The organism is Pseudomonas sp. WS 5503 (assembly GCF_012985385.1).
Taxonomy (GTDB): domain Bacteria; phylum Pseudomonadota; class Gammaproteobacteria; order Pseudomonadales; family Pseudomonadaceae; genus Aquipseudomonas; species Aquipseudomonas paracarnis.
In genome coordinates this window covers 92,053-112,017 of the sequence record NZ_JAAQWI010000006.1, presented here as the reverse complement: position 1 = coordinate 112,017, position 19,965 = coordinate 92,053, and the positions used below count along the sequence as shown (strand labels likewise).

18 protein-coding genes are annotated in these 19,965 nt (G+C 60.1%); 5 read left to right on the top strand and 13 right to left on the bottom strand.

Annotation, left to right across the window (positions count from 1 at the left end):
- Positions 1 to 25: 25 nt before the first annotated feature.
- Positions 26 to 286, bottom strand: coding sequence for a hypothetical protein (locus HBO10_RS16835; RefSeq protein WP_034127718.1), 261 nt, complete (start codon positions 284 to 286; stop codon positions 26 to 28).
- 344 nt (positions 287 to 630) lie between these two features.
- Here HBO10_RS16835 and HBO10_RS16830 point away from each other — a divergent pair, with 344 nt between their 5' ends.
- Entirely contained in the window at positions 631 to 1,953 is a 1,323-nt protein-coding gene (locus tag HBO10_RS16830; protein ID WP_034127717.1) for a sigma-54 dependent transcriptional regulator, read from the top strand.
- Between the two features lie 418 nt (positions 1,954 to 2,371).
- Here HBO10_RS16830 and HBO10_RS16825 read toward each other — a convergent pair whose 3' ends face one another.
- The 7 genes from HBO10_RS16825 to HBO10_RS16795 form a co-directional block, all read right to left on the bottom strand.
- Positions 2,372 to 3,679, bottom strand: a complete 1,308-nt coding sequence (locus HBO10_RS16825) for a hypothetical protein (protein WP_034127716.1) — start codon at positions 3,677 to 3,679, stop codon at positions 2,372 to 2,374.
- Positions 3,680 to 3,728: 49 nt separating this feature from the next.
- A complete protein-coding gene (locus HBO10_RS16820) occupies positions 3,729 to 4,472 on the bottom strand; it encodes a hypothetical protein (RefSeq protein ID WP_034127715.1) in 744 nt (247 codons plus the stop codon).
- A 37-nt stretch (positions 4,473 to 4,509) separates the two neighbouring features.
- The gene (locus HBO10_RS16815) at positions 4,510 to 5,190 is read right to left on the bottom strand and encodes a C39 family peptidase (protein ID WP_019817800.1); all 681 of its coding nucleotides are present in this window, start codon (positions 5,188 to 5,190) and stop codon (positions 4,510 to 4,512) included.
- Between the two features lie 60 nt (positions 5,191 to 5,250).
- Positions 5,251 to 5,985: a hypothetical protein gene (locus HBO10_RS16810; protein ID WP_003190893.1), complete on the bottom strand. Its 735-nt coding sequence runs from the start codon at positions 5,983 to 5,985 to the stop codon at positions 5,251 to 5,253.
- 68 nt (positions 5,986 to 6,053) lie between these two features.
- Positions 6,054 to 6,605 carry a hypothetical protein gene (locus HBO10_RS16805; RefSeq protein WP_034127714.1) on the bottom strand — a complete coding sequence of 184 codons (552 nt, stop codon included), beginning with the start codon at positions 6,603 to 6,605 and terminating at the stop codon, positions 6,054 to 6,056.
- Positions 6,605 to 7,063 carry a hypothetical protein gene (locus HBO10_RS16800; protein ID WP_034127713.1) on the bottom strand — a complete coding sequence of 153 codons (459 nt, stop codon included), beginning with the start codon at positions 7,061 to 7,063 and terminating at the stop codon, positions 6,605 to 6,607. Before HBO10_RS16800 ends, HBO10_RS16805 begins: the two co-directional genes overlap by 1 nt.
- Positions 7,064 to 7,377: 314 nt before the next feature.
- Entirely contained in the window at positions 7,378 to 8,376 is a 999-nt protein-coding gene (locus HBO10_RS16795; protein WP_034127712.1) for a FecR family protein, read from the bottom strand.
- 148 nt (positions 8,377 to 8,524) lie between these two features.
- Between HBO10_RS16795 and HBO10_RS16790 the strand changes: the two genes are divergently transcribed.
- Entirely contained in the window at positions 8,525 to 8,794 is a 270-nt protein-coding gene (locus HBO10_RS16790) for a PepSY domain-containing protein (protein WP_034127711.1), read from the top strand.
- A 19-nt stretch (positions 8,795 to 8,813) separates the two neighbouring features.
- On the opposite strand, the gene HBO10_RS16785 is transcribed toward HBO10_RS16790, so the two are convergent.
- A complete protein-coding gene (locus HBO10_RS16785; protein ID WP_034127710.1) occupies positions 8,814 to 13,955 on the bottom strand; it encodes a DUF6543 domain-containing protein in 5,142 nt (1,713 codons plus the stop codon).
- A 170-nt stretch (positions 13,956 to 14,125) separates the two neighbouring features.
- On the opposite strand from HBO10_RS16785, the gene HBO10_RS16780 reads away from it, so the two are divergent.
- A complete protein-coding gene (locus HBO10_RS16780; RefSeq protein ID WP_034127709.1) occupies positions 14,126 to 15,160 on the top strand; it encodes an Ldh family oxidoreductase in 1,035 nt (344 codons plus the stop codon).
- A 31-nt stretch (positions 15,161 to 15,191) separates the two neighbouring features.
- Here HBO10_RS16780 and HBO10_RS16775 read toward each other — a convergent pair whose 3' ends face one another.
- Positions 15,192 to 15,512, bottom strand: coding sequence for a DUF883 family protein (locus HBO10_RS16775; RefSeq protein ID WP_019817806.1), 321 nt, complete (start codon positions 15,510 to 15,512; stop codon positions 15,192 to 15,194).
- Positions 15,513 to 15,676: 164 nt separating this feature from the next.
- Between HBO10_RS16775 and HBO10_RS16770 the strand changes: the two genes are divergently transcribed.
- Complete coding sequence (locus HBO10_RS16770; protein WP_003190904.1) at positions 15,677 to 15,931, top strand: hypothetical protein; 255 nt, start codon at positions 15,677 to 15,679, stop codon at positions 15,929 to 15,931.
- Here the strand turns inward: HBO10_RS16770 and HBO10_RS16765 are convergent.
- The gene (locus HBO10_RS16765) at positions 15,903 to 16,823 is read right to left on the bottom strand and encodes a LysR family transcriptional regulator (RefSeq protein WP_034127708.1); all 921 of its coding nucleotides are present in this window, start codon (positions 16,821 to 16,823) and stop codon (positions 15,903 to 15,905) included. The genes HBO10_RS16770 and HBO10_RS16765 overlap by 29 nt on opposite strands.
- 91 nt (positions 16,824 to 16,914) lie before the next feature.
- On the opposite strand from HBO10_RS16765, the gene HBO10_RS16760 reads away from it, so the two are divergent.
- The gene (locus HBO10_RS16760) at positions 16,915 to 17,841 is read left to right on the top strand and encodes a carbon-nitrogen hydrolase family protein (protein ID WP_034127707.1); all 927 of its coding nucleotides are present in this window, start codon (positions 16,915 to 16,917) and stop codon (positions 17,839 to 17,841) included.
- Between the two features lie 117 nt (positions 17,842 to 17,958).
- Here HBO10_RS16760 and HBO10_RS16755 read toward each other — a convergent pair whose 3' ends face one another.
- Positions 17,959 to 18,420 (bottom strand): LEA type 2 family protein, encoded by a 462-nt coding sequence (locus HBO10_RS16755; protein WP_034127706.1) that lies wholly within the window; start codon positions 18,418 to 18,420, stop codon positions 17,959 to 17,961.
- A gap of 12 nt (positions 18,421 to 18,432) precedes the next feature.
- Positions 18,433 to 19,863 carry a nucleobase:cation symporter-2 family protein gene (locus HBO10_RS16750; RefSeq protein ID WP_034127705.1) on the bottom strand — a complete coding sequence of 477 codons (1,431 nt, stop codon included), beginning with the start codon at positions 19,861 to 19,863 and terminating at the stop codon, positions 18,433 to 18,435.
- Positions 19,864 to 19,965: the final 102 nt, after the last annotated feature.

Here is a 19,965-nt window from a genome sequence, read left to right as displayed (position 1 = left end):
TTGGGCTGGAAGTTGCTGCATTGCATTACTTTGGCATCGCCCAGTGTTGCAACTGGTGGCCATCTTTATCGAGCTCGGCACGGGCCTGCAATAGCAGGTTTTCAAGTTGGGCCGGGTCGGTATAGGCAGTCGACGGCAACTGTTTGCTGCCGATACGGGTGTTGGTGCGGTCGATGACGCTCAGGCTGAGGGCGCCAACGCCATCGTGCCAGGCCACGCATTGAAAAGGCTGGAAGGCACGGTCTGCAATCAAAAGAGCTTCGTTGATGCGCAGCGGAGCGTTCATTTGGGTCTTCTCTCTGTATGCCCATTCAAGTGAGTACCGGCGGTTGGGCGGACCGTGCGGTGGGTTACTTGTACTGATGCACGATGGTGGGGTGCGGGTCACATGCTAGGGCAAGAAATTTTAACGTTCCCTGATTGACGTCATGTAAGCGGCTGTTTTGAAAGCGCAATAAACCTTTGACTGGCGAGCAACTTCTGGCGCGCTACGAAACAGGCATGGCTTTTTGCCCACGCTTATAGCGAAAGGGTACAAGGTAAGCGTCAAGATCTTGCTAGGGTTACCAGCAGTCGACACAAACTGTTGTTTCTAAATAACTTTAACAATATTGGCGCCAAGGAGCAGTCATGGTTGCGACACCCGCCCAACGCCGCTTACTGGTGGTCGACCCCTGTGACGATTGCCACGGGTTATTACCCGGCTTACGCACCGCCGGCTGGGAAGTGGACAGCTGTGCCTTGGAGGCGGTAGGTGAGCGCTCCTGCGATGTGGGCCTGCTGCGTTTGCAACGCGATCACCTGGAACGCCCTGAAGCAGTCAAGGAGTTGATTGGTCGCAGCGGCACCGAGTGGATCGCCGTGCTCAGCCAGGATGTACTGCGTTTGCAGAACGTCGGCGATTTTGTCTGCGAATGGTTTTTCGACTTTCACACCTTGCCCTTCGATGTATCCCGGGTGCAGGTGACCCTGGGCCGTGCGTTCGGCATGGCGCGCCTGCGTGGCAAGGGCTACGCCCCGGTGGATGAGCCCCATGAATTGCTGGGCGAAAGCCGTCCCATCCGAGAGTTGCGCAAGTTGTTGTCCAAGTTGGCGCCTACTGAGTCCCCGGTGTTGATCCGCGGTGACAGCGGTACGGGCAAAGAGTTAGTGGCCAAGACTTTGCACCGCCAATCCCAGCGGCACGCCAAGCCGTTCGTCGCGATCAATTGCGGCGCCATCCCTGAACACCTGATCCAGTCCGAGTTGTTCGGCCACGAAAAAGGCGCGTTCACCGGCGCCCACCAGCGCAAGATCGGACGTATTGAAGCGGCCAATGGCGGCACCCTGTTCCTCGATGAAATTGGCGATCTGCCGATGGAGCTGCAAGCCAACTTGTTGCGCTTTCTTCAGGAAAAACACATCGAACGCGTTGGCGGCAGCCAGCCGATCCCGGTGGATGTACGCGTGTTGGCTGCCACCCACGTCAACCTCGAGGCCGCGGTGGAGAAGGGCGCTTTTCGCGAAGACCTGTATTACCGCCTGAATGTGCTGCAAGTGGTCACCGCGCCGTTGCGCGAACGCCATGGCGACGTGGCGATGCTGGCCAACCACTTTTCACGTTTCTACAGCCAGGAAACCGGACGGCGCCCGCGCAGTTTCAGCGAAGAGGCTTTGGTGGCGATGGGGCAACACCCGTGGCCGGGCAATGTGCGTGAACTGGCCAACCGCGTGCGGCGCGGCCTGGTGCTGGCCGAAGGGCGGCAGATCGAAGCGGTTGACCTGGGGCTGCAAGGCCAGCAAGTCATTTCGGCGCCGATGGCGACATTGGAAGACTACAAGCACCGTGCCGAACGTCAGGCGCTGTGCGATGTGCTCAACCGGCACAGCGACAACCTCAGTGTCGCGGCCCGCGTGCTGGGGATTTCCCGGCCGACGTTCTACCGGTTGCTGCACAAACACCAGATCCGCTAGGGCGGGTAAACCCAATGTGGGAACTGGCTTGCCTGCGAAGGCGGTGGTTCAGCTAGAGATTCAGTGACTGACACTCCGCTTTCGCGGGCAAGCCCGCTCCTACAGGAGATCTGTGCCAGGCGCTGATTCTGTGGGCAATACAGGGCCAATGTGGGAGGCTGGCTTGCCTGCGAAAGCGGTGGTTCAGTTAAAGCTTCAGTGACGGACACACCGTCATCGCGGGCAAGCCCGCTCCCACAGGGGATTTGTGTCAGGCGCTGATTCTGTGGGCAATACAGGGCCAATGTGGGAGCTGGCTTGCCTGCGAAAGCGGTAGTGCATTCACAGACACAGCAACTGACACACCGCCTTCGGGCAATGATCGTTCCCACGCTCCGCGTGGGAATGCATCACCGGACGCCCCGCGTCCCTCTTATTGCTAGAAGTAATACGGGAATTTCAGGCTGAACGTAAAGTCCGGTGCATCATCGGTCATGCCAATCGCCAGGTTCGGCACGATGGTCAGGTTATCCGAGGCGGCAATCGTCATACCCACGTTGAAGTAGCCCGCGTTGGCATCGCTGGACACCACCGATTGCCAGTCGCCGCCATCCGGCTTGAGTTTGCTCTTGCGCTGCACCAGGTCGGAAACCGAGAACGACATGCTCATCTTCTCGTTCAGGGCAAAGGCGACGCCGACCCCGAACTGGAAGCTGTCGCCCAGGCGCACCTTGCCTCCCACCTTCTGATTGACTTGACTGCTGATGTCATCGAACGAGTCTTCAAAGTTGTGGGTGTACGACAACGAACCGAACAGCACGGCCGGGTCGAAGGTCTTGACCAGGGAGATGCCCGGCGTGACCGACCATACCCCGTTGCCCGTGGGCAGGCTTTCGGGCACGTAGAGGTTGTCGTTGTTCGGTTGCTGGACCAGTTTGATACCAAAAGGCTCCTTGCCCGTCGGTGCCTTGACGCGCACGGATACCACTGCGTCCGGCAAGGTCGAGGTTTCGTCGAGGAACTTGTACGCCACGCCAAAGTTGACATCGCCGATGGTCGGGTCACGGGTCACGGAACCTTCGGAGGTGGCGGTGGCGTCGTTGCCGGCGCCGCCCGACTGGTAGGTGGACTCGCGGTACACCACCGGCACGTTCAGGTCGAACTGCCAGCGGTTGTCGACGTTGTAGCGCCCGGTAAGGTCCAGGGTCCAGCTGTCGGACTTGATCCGGTCCAGGTTGATGTTGCCGAGGAAAATCGAGTCCAGCGCCAGGAAACCATTGAGCGTCAACTGGCGCGCGTCATAACGGGCATAGGTGATGCCGGTTTCCACGCTGAACTTGCCATTGCCGAAAAAGCCGCTGGCTTCGTTGTACAGGTTGCTCACACTTTGCGCAGGGGCCGAGTCGTCCTTGAGGGACTGGCCGTAGGAGCTGCCACCCCCGCCAGCGCCACCGGATGCCGCGGCTGCGCCCGTACCACTAGCCGCGACAGTGTTAGCGCCGTTCTTGAAGTCAGCCGGTGATTTGGCCAGGCGCCTGGGGGCGGGCGTTGCCGGTTGGTCCTCGACCTGACGCACACGTTGTTCCAGCACAGCCAAGGCTTTTTGCTGCACGTCGTAGCGTTGCTTGAGTTCCAGGAGTTCCTTCTTCAGGGTTTCGATGTCAGCGTCTGGCGCGGCATACAGCACGGATGCGGGCAAGAGCGTACTCAAACAAACCACCGCACGTAGCGATAACGATCGATGCATGAAATAAGCCGTCCTTTTCTAATGCGTGAGTGTCGAGGGTCAGCGTAGTTCAATAACCGAGCGTGCGTAGGCCTTTGAGTTGATCCAGATTGCAGTTCAACGCGGCGTTATTCAGCCCGTTATTGTTCATCACGACATTGATCTGGGTGATGTTTCTGACAAGGTTGCTATCGCCGGTCAATACCGTGCCCTGCAGCACATTCCCCGCGCCGATCTGTTGCAGGCTGTTGCCCTGGTTGTGATTGGCCTGGATGGCCATCTGCACGCCGCCACTGTTGGCCGATACGCTGACACGGCCCGCGGCGCTGTCCCCGGTCACTGTGCCGCCCGCCACCAGCACCTGGCCGGACTGCAGGTTATTGGCGGGGCTAACCCCATTTTCGACGTTGATGCCCACATTGTTGTAGGCGGCGTTGCCATCGCCGGCGGCGCGTACACTTTGGGTCACGCCCTGGCCGCTGCCGAGGCCGGCACCACCGACCACATTTCCGGTGCCCGTGTTGGGGCGCGTGCCGGTACCGGTCGAGCCGGTGGTTTGCACGTAGAACTGTGGGGTAATGGTGGTCTTGTCGATGTGCATGTTGGCCGTGCCCGTGATGTTGTCACCGACGGCATTGGTCCAGGTGCTGCTCATGACAATGCCAAAGCTGATGATGCGCCCCGGCATCACGTAACGGCCACGCAGCTCGGCCATTTCGGCGTCCTTGAGTTCGATGGGCTTGAACCCCGAGGACGCATAAGCAGGCATTGAGGCGGCCAGACACAAGACCGTCAGCCAACGGGAAGTGTTCATCTGCTGCTCCTGGGGCGTCCTGCCCCTTATTGCGCTTCTAGAAGAAGTCGCTCTGGATAAAACCGAAATCCATCAGCTCGGCATCGCCCACAGGCCGGAACTCATTCATCTGGCTCTTGGCGGTCAGCGGCAGGGGCGGGTCGAGCAAGACGTTGGCCTTGTCGTAACCCTCGCCCAGTACGGCGAAGACAATGCCATTCCAGCCTTTGACGAAATCGTCATGGGAATAGCGCTTGTGGCCCAATACGGGGTCGCCGATGTACACCCAGTCCTTGTCGGCCCGTTGCAACACCACGAAGTGCTTGTAGCCGCGGATTTCCAGCAGCACCACCACGGGGATTTTCACGGTCAGCAGGGTCTCGGGCGCGATCTTGTAGCCCCGGGCACGCATGCCGATGCTTTCGAGGTAGCGCTTCATATCCAGCATGGAAAAGCCCTGGGTTCGTACCAGGTCCTGGTCGGCAGTGACCAGCATGCCTTTGATGATGTGTGCTTCGTCGACGTCCAGCCAATAGGCCTGGCGCAGGATGGTGGCGAGTGCGGCGGCACCGCAGCTGAAATCGGTTTTCTGTTCCACCAGGTTGGCGAACCGGCGCTCGCGAATGCTCTCCACCTTCTTGAAAATCACCGCACCGCCGGGCATGGCGGAGATTGCCATGGTGCCTGCCCAGGTAGTGCCGGTGAGTAACATCAGGAGGGTGAGGGTCGCGATACGCATGATCGAATGACCTGTTGGACACTGAAATAAAAAGGGCCTTGTCGCCAAGGCCCCGTTGGATCAGAAGCGCACGCCGCTGGCGCAGACGCTGCAACCTTGGCCGATCGACAGGCTGTTGCTGCCTTGGTTGCCCGCACCGGATTGCAGGTTGACACCTACGTTGCCGGAGTTGCGGTTAACCGAGTTGTCGAGGCTTGCGTTGTTGGACACGTACTGAGGCTTGCCATAACCATGGCTGCTGGCGGCCGTGTTCAGGTAGCTGTTGTTGAGCGAGTTCTGCTCGGTGTTGGAAGCCGCTGCGATGTTCTTGCCGTCAGCGGTGGTGATGGCCAGGTTGTTTTTACCCTGGTTGCCCTGGCCGGCCTGGCCGTTGTAACCCACGTTGCCGGAGTTGCCGGTGATGGAGCCGTCCAGAGAGGCGTTGTTTTGCGTGCCTTTGTTGACGAAGTTGTTATGCGAGCTGCCTTGGTCGACATCAATCACGGCAAACACGGTGGCGAAGTCGCCTTTGGCACTGGAGATGGCGCCGGCGTTGTCAGCCTGGTTTCCGGAACCTGATTGTGCGTTGACCCCGACATTACCGCTGTTGCTATTTACCGAGTTGTCGGCTGATGCATTGTTCTCGGTGTTGGTGTCATCGAATTTGTTGTGTTCGCTTTTTTGCACATCGGTGACGACAGCGGCCACGGTACCGGTGGGTTGTGGGGTTGGATGCCAGCCACCCGCTTGAGCAGCAGCAGCCATGAGTGCGGCGAGAGCGAAAACCATTGGTTTCAGAGCCATTTGAGGTTTCATGGTGTTTCTCCTTGCTTCTAATTAGTTGGTTAAGTGTTGGTACGGTCTAACGAACGTCTACCAAGCGGTTACTTGATAGTGATGCCCAGGGTGTTAGCCACTCGGTTCCCCACCCCGGCACTCTGGTTCACCTGTGTCACTCCTCGGCTGCCGGTGAAGGCCTGGTCGCTGGTCACGACCTGGCGGCTGCCAGTGATGGGGGTGAGCCCTGAGTCGGTTGCCAGCGTCGTCGTGTTCTGTTGCAACAGGACGCTGTCATCGATGCTCTGCGGGCCAGGGTTGAGGCTGATCCGCACAGCGTTGATGGATTGGTTATTGGCCCCGGCAGACTGGTTGATGCCCAGCACACCGTTGCCACTGCTGAATGAGTTGCCCTGGATCGCGGCCTTGGCGCTCAGGGACGGGTCGACCTTGCCGTCGACGCGCTGGATGTCGACGTTGGTGGCCTGGCCGCCGAGCGCGATGGCGCGGCTGTTGGACATTTGCTGCCCCGTGCCGGCGGCCTGGTTGATCGACAGCACACCGTCGTACTGCTGGCCGCTGTGGTTGATCACCGCGCTGTTGTCGGCCATTGCCGAGGCGCAGCCCAGCAGGGCGAATATCAACAGGGCGCGCTTCATCACTTGCCCCCCATCATGCTGCCGAGATTGTTGAGCGGCGCCATGCCACGCTGGACCGAGTCGCTGATCTGCCCGCCCATGCCGCCGCCGCTGCCCGCACCGTGGCCGGCCGCTGCGCCAGCGCCAAGTGTCGACATGCTGTTTTGGGTGGCGCCCAGGCCCGACAAGCTGCCATTGGGCTGAAGGGTGCGGGCGAGGCTGGAACCACTGCTGATGCCGCCGATGTCCCTGTCACTGAGTTCGCCGGTCAGGGCGCTGTTGATCTCTTTGCTGGGGTTGGCGTTGGCGGTATTGGGGTAGGGGTCGGGCAGGGAGGTGCGCCCGTACATGTGGCCCTGCACCGTACGCCCGGTCACGATCACACCGTCACCCGCCTGGCTCGTCAGGCTGACACCTGCACTGAGCACGCAACCGATCAGCAGTACGTTTATCGACGAGGTGTGTGTGAGTGTGTTCACGGCGGCAGTCCTTATTCTTAACGCTGACCCTAAACAGCGTTGTCAGGGAAAGAGCAGAAGGCGTGCCGCTTTTTATTAGATGTTGATATTCAAGGGGTTGGGATTAAGTCGGGGCAAAGTGATGGTAACTCTGTTTCAGGGTTGAAACAGTCCTGAGCGCTTGAGATATGCCTGTGCTCGCCTCACGCCGTCTCAGCCATGTAACACTGCCTGTGACAGAACCATGAATCCGCACACGGCGGGCGATGCAGGTGAGGGAGGTGTTTCAAAAATGGACACCCGCGGCCCAAACGTACCGCTTCGTGCGAGCGGGCTCAGCCCTTGGGGGTTTTACGCGGAATGGAATTGAGCACAGGGTTGCCGTCCTGGTTTTGGGTCAGGTAGACCGGCAACACCTTGGGCAGGGAGGGCACGAGGTTGTTGACCTCGTTGATGTTATAGATACCGCCGACGCGAATCGCACCGGTACTGGCGTCTGCAAGCATCACCGGCTTTTTCAGGTAGCGGTTGATCAGGGGCAAGGCGTCCGTGAGGGTCAGGTTGTCGAGCACCAGCTTGCCCTGGCGCCATGCCAGCGCGGTGTCATCGGGATTGATAGCGGCGACCTGCGGGGTGGCGTCACCCTGGCGGAAACTGGCTTGCATGCCTGGGCTAAGCGGCACACTGGCATGCTCGCCGTCGCTGGAGATCTGCACCGAGCCCTCCAGTAACATCACCCGCACCTGATCTTCATATTCCCAGACATTGAACTGCGTGCCGGTCACTCGCACCTGGCCTTCGCCGGCCCGCACGATAAACGGGTGGTTGCTGTCGTGCGTGACGTTGAAGAACGCTTCGCCCTTTTTCAGGGTGACACGGCGCTGGTCCTTGTAATGGCTGTAGACCAATTCGGTACCCAAGTTCAACTCCACTTGGCTGCCATCGCCCAGGGTGACTTTTTTCAAGCCATTGGCTGCTTCGAACCGTTCATATGAGCTGGGCAACCAGCCCGCTTCCCAGCCGGTGAGGGCGGCAAGCGGCAATGCCGCCAGGCACACCGCTGCGGCCACCGCGTAGGTGCGCAAGCGGCTGGCCGGCTTCTTGATTGGGACCACCACCGCCTCAGGCTTGTCGCGGGGCAGGTGGTCGGCCACGTCCCAGATTTCGAGCATGGCTGCATATTCGAAGGCGTGCAGCGGATCGGCATCGTGCCACTGGGTAAAAGCCTGACGTTCGCCCGCCGTGCAATCTGCAGCATGCAGGCGCATGCACCAATGCGCGGCGGCGTCGGTGATGGCGTCATATTCGGTTTCTGAAAGGGGCTTTTCGCTCATTAACTCATCCTGATTTCCCACATTCTAACCTCCCAAGGTAGACGGCGAGAACCGCATCATGGCGATTGCACATCAATTGGAACTTATTCTTGTTTGTGTGCGCCTAAAAAATCAGGAATTAACCTGTCGTCCACTATGGAGTACGAAAATGTTCAAGAAAACCTTGATCGCCCTGTGTGCTACTTCCGCGCTGTTGAGCGCTGGCGCCGCCATGGCCGACAAGCCGGGTGCAGGCTGGATCACCATTGAGAAAGCCATCGAGGTGGCGAAAACCAAGGCCGGCTACATTGAGGTCTACGCCGCTGAAGCGGATGACAATGGCTATTGGGAAGTCAAAGGTCGCAAGTCCGATGGCATCGTGTATGAGGCGCGCATCGACGGCGCTTCCGGTAACGTGCTGCGTGACCAGAAAGACTGATGCACTCGCCGGGGGCCGTTCAGGCCCCCGGCTCCAGCTGGCGGCCAAGATGGGTGATCAGGTACGTCACCGAGTCGGCGTTGGCCAGGATGGTGTCAATACGCTTATCAGGGACTGACATGAAAATGATCCTCGCGTCCTGCAGGGTCTTGGCGCCAGTAGCCTTGAAAATTTTCTTTTTAATTGCAGAACCAGGCTTAAAGTCTTCCCACAATTCGGTGAGGCTGTCTTGAGTCTTGAACAGCATCGTTGCAGGCGTCATCGTCGATAACGCGGTGCTGCGCAAATCTTCCAGGGTGGTTTTAAGCACTTCGGCGCCGGGCCTTGCGATATTGATCAAGTCTGGGAAGGGTCGCATGCTGTCCAGGTAGGCGATGTCCACGGTGTCGAGCTTCAAGTGCGATAATTCGTGAATCAGCGTGCTGGCCCTGGCGTGCGTCGATATGTTGAACGCCACATTCTCCAGCAGACGGTTCTGGTAGACGTCCAGATTGGGGTCGAAGAATCGGCTCAGCAGATACAGCTTGCGTTCTCTGTCGGCGGGAATCATGAATGCATAATCCGACGCCGGATCCTGTCGGCTGGTGCCCGCGACAAAGCGCATGGAGTTCGGACCGGTCAAGCTGGGGTCGGTGAGTTCATCGATAATCTCGTCGATTATTTTTGTGACTCTCAAGACCTGGTCCGGGGTCAGTGTGACGACACCAAACATTTCCCCTAAAAATCGCCCAACCCGGCTGTCAGGGTCGCGTTGTACAGCAAATTGCGCAACGTTGCGGCGGCAGTTCAGCGCGTAATAAGTCGCAAAGTTCAACGCTTCAGTGATGGCTTGGGCTTTCCAATAGGTCAACGCGCCAATATCGCGGATACCGACCGCTTCAATGTTGATATCCCGTACTTCATTGCGCCACGTCTTGAGGTACGACTGAGCCCTGCCGAAGCGCGGCTCCTGGCCGCCCAGCTCCAGTACCCATATGCCCTGCGCATTACGGCCGATGTACGGCCCCACCTGCTCGTCGTTGGCGAGGCGCCAGTGTTGTGCGGCTTTCTTGACGCTATACACCTTGCCGGCCAGCGGAACATAGTATTTCGAGTTTTCCTGGTCTTCATACACCTGGCTGAGCGTGCTCTTTTTCAGGTCTTGCAACGCCACATCCTGTGCCTCGAACGGCTGCAGCCGGGTGCGCGAAGGGCAGGTGATATGCCAGGTGGCGAGGGTGGTGGCTGCGGGCAGTGACTCATCTGTCAGCTCGGCCAGCGAGCGCTCCTTTTCAGTGGGTGGGGCAATGGCGGTGCCATCCAGCGCACGGCGCAGGGCGGCCATTTGCGCCACGCCCCTGACGAAATCCTTGAATGCAGCCTTCCACTGGTGTAGCTGCAAGGCTTCGGCCGAGCGCTTGAACAAGGTGTAGCTGCGCCATACCACCAGCGGGTAGGCGAGTTTGCCGGCCATGAACTGCACCGCCGTCGGGATGTCCTTGCCGAACAGACGCGTTGCGTGATCCCACAGGGTCTTGGCGCCTTCTTCGAATTGGCTGCCCAGCACCTTGAGCAACATCAATGTGTTTTCACTGAACAGGTAATGCAGCACATTGCCCGTCACTGCCGAAGCGGCCAGGCGGATATCGGGCGGGCTATGCTGGTTGTTTTTCAGCAAGTGGCGGTAAGTGGCCTGGTGCGGATCTTCCAGGTGCATAAGCACCCAGTCCTGCAGGGCGCCTGGCCCTTGTATCTCATCCAGCAAGGCCGTTTCATCCGCGTATTCCTTGAACACATGCTGTTCGCTGTAGGGCGCGTAGAGCACCCATGGACCCTCGCCGGGAAGCTGCGGGCCGATCAGGTACACGCCCAACACCTTGGCGGTACTGGCGCCTTCGGTGGCGATCAGCTCCAGCGGTCGAATCGTCGCCGTGGACCCGCTGAGTGAAGCTCGGGCCACGGCGTCCGGCATATCGAAAATCTGCTGGACCAGGCTCAAGGCTCGCGTGGAAAGCCGCTCCTGCAACCTCTGCTCGTGGGCGTGTTGCAGCGCTTGCCACGGCAACTGACGGCAAAACAGACGTCTGCGTTGGCGTGCATCATCGGTTTGCGCCTCAAGGTGGCTTCGCACCTGTTGCTGATAAGCGCTTTTGAGATCCAGCTGGCGCACCATTTGTATCACGGCACTTGCGTCCAGGGCTTGCGGTAATGGCTTTGCCGTGCGTGAACGCGGGCGGATGTGTTGAACGGTCAGATCTGGCCAGTGCCGCAACGCAAAGTCGGTCAGGTTGTCGACATTCACATCGAGCACTGCACCGGTGGGGATCAGGATGTGATCGGGGTTGAGCGCCTGGCCGGGAAAGCGCGCCTCAAGCAGCGCCATCAGCGTGGTGAAGGCATAATCACGCAGGGGTTGGATGTCATGCAGGTAGTCGTGTTCATCGTCGGCGTTGTTGCAGTATTGCTCCAGAAGCTCGGCCTGGTGGATTTGGTCCTGGGCCGGCGCCATCCCCAGCCACAGTGGCAGTGCCTGCTGGTTGACCATGGCATCGGCCAGTGTGATTGCCCTGCCAAGGTTAGTGGGCGGAGGCTGTTCGATGACGGCGTCCAACCGGTCCTGCAAGGCACGGGCGCGCAGGCCCATGGATTGCAGGTGATCCACGCCTTCCATGACCGCGTCGTTGTAGCTGTCTACTCGGTCATTCAACAGGTCCCGATCAATACGTTGCAGCGGGCCCTGGCTAAATGCCTGATGGGGCTCGCGCAAGCAGAACGGCAGATTCTCCAGCAGGCTCAAGCTGTTGAGTGGGTGCGCCAGGCGCTGGGTGATTTCATCGCGCAGGGCGTTGATCGAGGCAAAGACTTCGTAGCCCAGGCGCGGGGTCCAGAGCAGCGCCTGGCCCGAGCGCTGCGGGTCGATACCGCCGCGCTCAGTGATCACGAACGTATTGGCCAGCGGTTGTGGCGTATCGACGGCGTTCAAGTCCAACGTCAAGCCATAGGCATCCGGCAAAAATCCGTTAAGGCCATGGCGTGTCAAGCGCGACAGACTGTCGGGCTGAAATAGCGTGTCGAGAATGGCCTGGCTTGTGGGCGCCAGGGTTTTATCCAGCGACCTCAGCTCGGCTTCGCTGCGTAACCCTACCAGCATCGAGTGGGCGTGTTTGGCGTGAGTCTTGACGAGAAACTCATGGGGTTGCTGGCGCATGGCGTGCTTGGAAAACAGCAGCAGGACGCGCTCGATGACGGTGTTGAACGTCTTGAGCGTCATGCTTGGCAATTGCATGAAGACATTGCCTTCGCCCCGTGTATAGAACTTCGTCCTGGACGAGAAGGGCACCGCAGGCGCCTCTTGGGCCAGGCGTTCAATGAAGTGCTCAAGCATGCTCAATGACTGCACTGCCGGACGCTCTTCACGCTCCTGGGCACGCGTGGCGTAGGTATTGATATACACCTCCTCGGCTTTGACTGGCTGTTGCTGCAGTTGCAGTTCAGCGTTGAGCGTGTCAGCGACGATGCTACGTAAGGTCGGGTGATGCGCGCGCTCCATCGCCAGCGCACGCTCAATCGCCCGCAGGTTCTGAAGCTGCAGCCGGGCGCGCTCGGCCTTGACGGTCGAAGGGCGGCCATTACCGCGGGTGACCGGATGCAAGGTCCAGCGCCCGTTGGTCTCCAGTGTGGCCAGTTGATTGTCCAGCAAGGCACGTACGTCCAGGGCACTGTCGAGCAGGGCTGCGAGGTCCACTTGGCCATCGCTGCGCCGGTAGATTTCCAGGGCGTGGTTAAGGTTCTCCGTTTGCTTGCGCGCAATGTCTTGTACCAAGGTCACGAACACATTGCCGGGTATCGGCCTTGCCGCGACGGCGATCGGGTCCAGGCCGAGCAGCGTGTCGCGCTCATCCAATGAGAGGAAGTTGAGCCATTCGTCCTCGTAGCCTTCGGCCTTGAGCATGCTCAATAACAGGTCTTTGAGGTGGTCGAGGTTTTCCAGCACCTGTAACCCGCGCGATTGGGTGTAGAGGTACGCGTGGTGCTCGGTGATCATCAAGGTGCTCGCCGGTTCAACGTAATGTTGATGGGGGGCATAAAGGCGCACCTTTTCCACGCTGAGGTTTTCGGCATGGGCGCTGCGGGCGCTTTGGTCGCTGAGGAACAGGGCCTGAAATGCATGGCTTTCCTCGGCGGTAATAATCTCGCCCTGGCGCTTGAGCAACACATCGAGGCGAAACTTCTGCGCCACGACCTGGGCAAAAAAATCCACGCGCGAGGTGCCGCTGTCGATATCTTCATTCCAGTAGGTCTGCAGCAGGCTTTCCAACAGCTTCGAGAAAGTACTGGAGCTTTGTTCGATCAAGGCTTCCCAACGCTGGTGATCTTCTTCCCGTTCGGAGGCGGTGAAGCCAGTGGTGTCATGTTTTGGGTTCGAGTATTCGCGTGTCTGCCCTTTGGGCCACCCATGGCGCACATAAAATTGCAGCAGCGCTTCGCTCAAGGTCAGCGAGTTGACCCAACGTGGCGTTGCTTGCTCAGCTTCGCGGGTGAAGACATTGACCCGTGTGTCCCGTTGATCCAGGTGTTTGAAATGGGGGCGGGCCATGACGCTCAGCAGCGTGTCGAGCATGTCAGGCAAGGTCGGGGTTTTTTGCAGGTGGTCGAGCATGGCCTCGACGTTATCCAGCTGGCAGGCCTGGAGCATGCGTGCTTGCTCCGGCATGACTTCACCCTCGATGAGCTGAGTGGTCAACACCATGGGCGTGTCAGCGCCCAGCGCATTGCGTTGGTCCATCGACAGGTAGCTCAGCAAAGGGGCGCTCTGCAGTGGGTCTTCCAATTGCTCGATCAACTCGCTCAGCAGGGCGGCGTGGCTGTCATAGACCTGTATGCCGTTATCCGGGGTGTAGAGCAACGCCTTGGCGGCGTCGGGTGTCGGGCTGATCGCGAACGCGCCGGCAAGGGGGATGGGGGGCTTGCCGGAAATGTTGATCAGGACCTTTTCAACGCGCATGGGGTGATCGTGCCGGCTTGTGTCCTGCCGAGACTCGTCGGTAGCCAGGTAAAGGTTGTACAGCCAATCAAGGTCTTTGGCGGTGAGCCCTAGCGTGCGTTCACGAGCGGTGGGCGAGGCTTTGCCTTGGGGTTTGAGAAACTCAGGGAAGAAATACGGGGGGGTTAAGCGAACCACAGCCTGTCTCCGGCGTGCCAGGAAAAGCAAAGGGTAGGCAGGCGCCCGTGGTGCAAGGCGGTAAATATTCAGCGCTGCGCACGTTGACAACGCAGAGCGTGCGTGGTGTTTAATCGAGGGTCTGGATGTCCCATTCGTTGCCCCTTCCAATCATAAAAACGGAGCTTCAAATGTCTGCGCAGTCGACAGTTGCCACTGCTTGTGCCTCGATTCGCTTCGCTGAACTGGTGGAGTTACTTCAACAGGTCTTCGTCCGGCACGGCACATCGCCGCAGGTTGCTGCGATTCTTGCGCACAACTGCGCAAGTGCCGAGCGTGACGGTGCCCACAGTCACGGTATTTTTCGCATCCCCGGTTACCTTTCGACGCTGGCCAGTGGATGGGTCAACGGCACCGCCGTCCCCAGCGTGACCGATGTGGCCTCAGGCTTTTTGCGCGTTGACGCGGGCAATGGTTTTGCCCAGCCGGCCCTGGCAGCGGCGCGCCCGTTGCTGGTGGAGAAGGCACGCAGCGCCGGCATCGCGTTGCTGGCGATCCATAACTCCCATCACTTTGCAGCCCTGTGGCCGGACGTCGAGCCGTTTGCCGAGGAGGGGCTAGTGGCACTCAGCGTGGTCAACAGCATGACCTGTGTGGTGCCCCACGGCGCGGATCGCCCGTTGTTCGGCACCAACCCCATCGCGTTTGCGGCACCACGGGCCGACGGTGCGCCGATTGTGTTTGACCTGGCCACCAGTGCCATCGCCCATGGCGACGTGCAAATCGCCGCACGCAAAGGCGAGCGGTTGCCACCGGGCATGGGCGTCGATAGCCTCGGTCAGCCGACCCAGGACCCTAAAGCCATTCTGGAAGGCGGCGCACTGTTGCCATTTGGCGGGCACAAGGGGTCGGCACTGTCGATGATGGTCGAGTTGCTGGCGGCAGCGTTGACGGGCGGCAACTTCTCTTTTGAATTCGATTGGACGGACCACCCCGGCGCGCGTACGCCGTGGACAGGCCAGCTCCTGATCTTGATCGACCCGAGTAAAACCGCAGGGCAAAGCTTCGCCCAACGCAGCCAGGAGCTGGTGCGGCAGATGCATGCGGCGGGGCTGCGTCGATTGCCGGGGGACCGACGCCACCGCACGCGGGCGAAGTCGCAGGAAACCGGGATCGAACTGGATGCGCAGGCGTTGCGCGAGTTGAGGGCCTTGGCGGCGGGATGAAACAGGCTGCGCGATGCGCAGCCTGAATGGATCAGTTACGGCGACCTAGCAACAGGCCGACCACCAGGCCAAAGCCAGCGGAAATGGCCACGGTCTGCCATGGGTGCCCACCGATGTAAGTCTCGGTGGCATCCACAACCGGCTTGCTGCGTTCACGCACGTTGGACACCGATTCCAGGGCTTGCTTGAGTTTGATGGCAACCTGCTCGCGCAGGGTTTCACCTTCCTCGCCCACCAGGGATGCGCTGCTTTTGAGCAGTTTGTCCGACTCTTCGATCAATGCGCTCAGTTCGCTGAACGCTTGGTCCTTGATTTGATCTTCGACAGCTTGGGCGGCGGTTTTGCGGGCCATTGAGTGACTCCTTGCAGGTGGATGTGGCAGTGAACAATGGAGTATCGGGCGGTGGCAAAAGTTGCAGTTTTTTTGCCGGCGCGCTCATCCGAGGCAAAATCCGGATCGGGAACTTTGGGCCTACAGTGTAAGATGTCACCTATTTGTGCAGCAGGTAATTCAACATGAGCTTCAATCTCGCCAACAAGACCCTCGCCGAACGCGCCGAGCTGGAAGATGAAAAGTCGCGCCTCTACGACCTGTGGCAAACCAACCTGGGCAAGGCCAAGGGCGAAGCCGCGCGCTTGTTCGGTGAGCGCGCCAAACGCAAGGGCAAGTGGGCCGAATGGGTACGTGCCGAACTCGATGGCATGTCGCCGCCGGAGTTTTCCAACATGGTGCGCAGTGAAGTCAACAAGCTGATGGCGGCGGCAAAGTAAAGCACGCCACAATCGCTTCGCGCACCTTGAGCAACAGCGGGTCCAACTGAGCCTGGGTGCGCCAGCCCAACTCCACCGGGTAATGCGGTAGCGCCAGCGGGCAGGGCAGCACGCGCAGGCCGGTCATTTGCGCAATGGCGTGGGCCGCATGCCCGGGAATGGTTGCTACTGCGGTGCTGCCTTTGAGCAGATACGGCAGCGCGGCAAAGTGGCTGGTGGACGCGCACACGTGGCGGCGCAGCCCGTGCGCCGCCAAGCCTTCATCGGTAATGCCGATAAACCCGCCTGACGACACTAATACATGTTCCCGTGTGACAAACCCTTGCAGGTCGATAGTCTCCTCGCCCGGCGCCAGGCTATGGGGGTCTACCAGGCAACGATAGTCACCTTCCCCCAGCACCTGTCGGCTCAGCCTGCGCTCGGTAAAACCGCCGGCGGTAATGGCCAGGTCCAGCGTGCGGTCGAGCAGGGCGGCGGCGACGATCTGGCTGTAGGTCTGGCGAAAGATCACCCGTAGCTTGGGCAGGCGCAGTGCGATGGCCTCCATCAGGCTTCGGGCATAGGCAATCTCGAAGTCATCCGACAGCCCCAGCACCACCGAGCGGCCCTCGTAGTGCAGGTTTTGCGGGCTGATCATCGCCAGGCTCTGGCGGCAGCGATCCAATGCCTCACCGATCACCGGTTTCAACTGGTTGGCACGCAATGTGGGCGCCAGGCCGCGTCCGGTGCGCACGAACAAAGGGTCACCATACAGCTCGCGCAAACGCCGCAAGCCCGCGCTGATCGCCGACTGCGTCACGCCCAAACGCAGCGCCGCACGGCTGGCACTGGACTCGTCGTGCAGGGCTTCGAAGGTTTTGAGCAGGTTCAGGTCAACCTGAGCGATATTCATTTGGCTCATATCATTTAGCACTGAGGTGGGCTTTATTCATGATCGAGTCTGGCTGGAGAATGGGCAACCCCTATCTATCGGAGTGAGCCTGATGCCCGTATCGACTGTCGCAGCCCTGCAAATCGGCGCCTTGCCTGGCGGCAAGGCTGAAACCCTGGCGCAGATCCTGGCCTATGAGGATCAAATCCAGCGCAGTGGCGCGCACTTGGTGGTCATGCCCGAGGCGTTGCTGGGCGGCTATCCCAAGGGCGAAAGCTTTGGCACGCAATTGGGCTATCGCCTGCCCGAGGGCCGGGAAGCCTTTGCACGGTATTTTGCCAATGCCATTGACGTGCCGGGGCCAGAAACCGAGGCGCTGGCCGGGATGTCGGCGCGTACCGGTGCCAGCCTGGTGCTGGGCGTGATCGAACGCAGTGGCAGCACGCTGTACTGCACGGTGTTGTATTTCGAACCCTCGGGCGGCCTGGTGGCCAAGCACCGCAAGCTGATGCCGACCGGCACCGAGCGGCTTATCTGGGGCAAGGGCGACGGCTCGACCCTGCCGGTGATCGACTCCGCGGTGGGGCGTATCGGCGGCGCGGTGTGCTGGGAAAACATGATGCCGTTGCTGCGCACCGCGATGTATGCCAAGGGCGTTCAGGTGTGGTGTGCACCCACCGTGGACGAGCGCGAAATGTGGCAGGTGAGCATGCGCCATATTGCCCATGAAGGGCGTTGCTTTGTGGTCAGCGCCTGCCAGGTGCAGGCGTCGCCCGAGGCCTTGGGTGTGGAGGTTGCCAACTGGCCGGTGGACCGTCCGTTGATTGCCGGCGGCAGCGTGATCGTCGGGCCCATGGGCGACATTTTGGCGGGGCCGTTGGTGGGCGAGGCGGGGTTGTTGACGGCGCAGATCGATACTGATCAGTTGGTGCGGGCCCGCTACGACTACGACGTAGTGGGGCATTACGCCCGGCCGGATATTTTTGAATTAGTGGTGGACGAGCGCGCCAAGCCAGGCGTTCGCTATATCACTGACTAAACGCAATCAGCCTGTGGGAGCTGGCTTGCCTGCGATAGCGGCGTGTCATTCAATTCATCTGTTACTGACGCACCGCCATCGCAGGCAAGCCAGCTCCCACATTTGGTTTTCAGCCACTTACCAGGTGGCGGTGTTCGGCAAGTCCAGGGTGCCACGCTCTACAAAGCGCATGGTGCCAAACAGTCCGCCCGTCAGTTTGCCGCGCAGCACGTAGGGCAGGTTGTTCAGGCTTTGGGTCTGGCTCAGGCCCAGGGTCTGGCGCAACACCGAAAACGCCGAAACGCTGACCGGCACCATCAATACGGTTTCAGAAAAGCGTGGGATGCTGCCAGCCTGATCGCTGACGCCAGAAGCGAGTGGCCGGCCATTGACCTCCAGGTCCAGGGCCACGCCGTTGTAGTCGATTGCCGCTTCATTGGGGTTTTGCACCCGCAGTTTCACGGCAAAACGCACTTCCAGGTCCTGGCTTTGCAGCGGCTCGATGCCCACCACATTGATGTTCACCGGGTCGCGGTTGGGAAACAGTGCGCAGGCGCTCAAGGTCAGCAGCAACAGCGATAGAACCATGAGCTTGCGCATAAAGAAATGCTCCTACTTTTGGGTGACGTCCGGGTCCTGCATGACCTTGAGGGTAGAGGACTCCGGCTCGAATTCATCTTCTTCCAGCTCTATGAACTCTTCGGGCAGGAAAATGTTCAGCAGGATTGCACAGAATGCACCCACGGTGATCGGCGATTCGAAGATGTTGTGCAGCGCCTTGGGCAGCTCGCGCAGCACTTCGGGCACCGCGGCGACGCCCAGGCCCATGCCTAGGGAAATTGCCACGATCAGCACATTACGCCGATGCAGGCCCGCTTCGGCGAGGATCTTGATCCCGGCCACGGCCACGGTGCCGAACATGATCAGGGTCGCGCCGCCCAATACGGGCTTGGGCATCAGTTGCAGCACCGCGCCGATCATCGGGAACAACCCCAGCAGCACTAGCAGGCCAGCAATGAAGTACGCCACGTAGCGGCTGGCCACGCCGGTCAATTGGATCACGCCGTTGTTCTGGGCAAAGGTCACCATCGGCAGGCTGTTGAAGGTGGCGGCCATCGCGGAGTTGAGGCCGTCGGCCAGCAGGCCGGACTTGATGCGCTTGATATACAGCGGGCCCTTGACCGGTTGCTGGGAAATCATCGAGTTGGCGGTCAGGTCGCCGGCGGCTTCGAGGGGCGAAATCAGGAAGATCACCGCCACCGGGATAAACGCCACCCAGTCGAACGAGAAACCGTACTTGAACGGCACCGGCACGCTGATCAGCGGCATCTGGGGCAGGGCGGCCATGTCGACGCGGCCCAGCAGCCACGCCACTACGAAGCCCAGGGTCAGGCCGATCACGATCGAACCCAGGCGCAGGAACGGGTTGTTGAAGCGGTTGAGTACCACGATGGTCAGCAGCACCAAGGCCGCCAGGCCCATGTTGCCTGCGGCGCCCAAGTCGCTGGCGCCATAGCCGCCAGCCATGTCGGTGACGGCCACCTTGATCAGTGACAAGCCCATCAAAGTGATGATGGTGCCGGTCACCACCGGGGTGATCAGTTTGCGCAGTTTGCCGATGAACTGGCTGAGCACCACTTCGATAAACGCCGCGAAAAAGCAGATGCCAAAGATCGTCGAGAGGATTTCATCGGTGCCGCCGCCCCGGGCCTTGACCATGAACCCAGCGCTCAAGATCACGCTGATAAAGGAAAAACTGGTGCCTTGCAGGCACAACAGCCCCGAACCCACCGGCCCGAAAGTGCGCGCCTGCACAAAGGTGCCAAGCCCCGAGACAAACAGCGCCATGCTCACCAGGTACGGCACTTCGCTTTCCAGCCCCAATACGCCGCCGACGATCAGGGTGGGCGTGATGATGCCGACAAAACTCGCCAACACATGCTGCAACGCGGCAAAAATCGCGGCGGTGAAGTGCGGGCGGTCTTCGAGGCCGTACATGAGGTCAGATTTATAGCGCGGGCGGGGGGCTTGAGCGTCAGACAAAATGATGGCTCGGGTCAGAAAATGGAGGCGCAGGATGCCAGAAAGTGCCAGGCGTCTGAAGTGTAAAAAAATATTTATAAAAACCCTGCGCTAAAGCCGTGG

Excerpts from the sequence above, each read along its gene's own strand:
- HBO10_RS16755 (WP_034127706.1), bottom strand. The coding sequence starts at position 18,420 with ATGCGCAAGCTCATGGTTCTATCGCTGTTGCTGCTGACCTTGAGCGCC.
- HBO10_RS16820 (WP_034127715.1), bottom strand. The coding sequence starts at position 4,472 with ATGAACACTTCCCGTTGGCTGACGGTCTTGTGTCTGGCCGCCTCAATG.
- HBO10_RS16795 (WP_034127712.1), bottom strand. The coding sequence starts at position 8,376 with ATGAGCGAAAAGCCCCTTTCAGAAACCGAATATGACGCCATCACCGAC.
- HBO10_RS16815 (WP_019817800.1), bottom strand. The coding sequence starts at position 5,190 with ATGCGTATCGCGACCCTCACCCTCCTGATGTTACTCACCGGCACTACC.
- HBO10_RS16835 (WP_034127718.1), bottom strand. The coding sequence starts at position 286 with ATGAACGCTCCGCTGCGCATCAACGAAGCTCTTTTGATTGCAGACCGT.
- HBO10_RS16825 (WP_034127716.1), bottom strand. The coding sequence starts at position 3,679 with ATGCATCGATCGTTATCGCTACGTGCGGTGGTTTGTTTGAGTACGCTC.
- HBO10_RS16780 (WP_034127709.1), top strand. The coding sequence starts at position 14,126 with ATGTCTGCGCAGTCGACAGTTGCCACTGCTTGTGCCTCGATTCGCTTC.
- HBO10_RS16760 (WP_034127707.1), top strand. The coding sequence starts at position 16,915 with ATGCCCGTATCGACTGTCGCAGCCCTGCAAATCGGCGCCTTGCCTGGC.
- HBO10_RS16805 (WP_034127714.1), bottom strand. The coding sequence starts at position 6,605 with ATGAAGCGCGCCCTGTTGATATTCGCCCTGCTGGGCTGCGCCTCGGCA.
- HBO10_RS16810 (WP_003190893.1), bottom strand. The coding sequence starts at position 5,985 with ATGAAACCTCAAATGGCTCTGAAACCAATGGTTTTCGCTCTCGCCGCA.
- HBO10_RS16790 (WP_034127711.1), top strand. The coding sequence starts at position 8,525 with ATGTTCAAGAAAACCTTGATCGCCCTGTGTGCTACTTCCGCGCTGTTG.
- HBO10_RS16765 (WP_034127708.1), bottom strand. The coding sequence starts at position 16,823 with ATGAATATCGCTCAGGTTGACCTGAACCTGCTCAAAACCTTCGAAGCC.
- HBO10_RS16770 (WP_003190904.1), top strand. The coding sequence starts at position 15,677 with ATGAGCTTCAATCTCGCCAACAAGACCCTCGCCGAACGCGCCGAGCTG.
- HBO10_RS16830 (WP_034127717.1), top strand. The coding sequence starts at position 631 with ATGGTTGCGACACCCGCCCAACGCCGCTTACTGGTGGTCGACCCCTGT.
- HBO10_RS16775 (WP_019817806.1), bottom strand. The coding sequence starts at position 15,512 with ATGGCCCGCAAAACCGCCGCCCAAGCTGTCGAAGATCAAATCAAGGAC.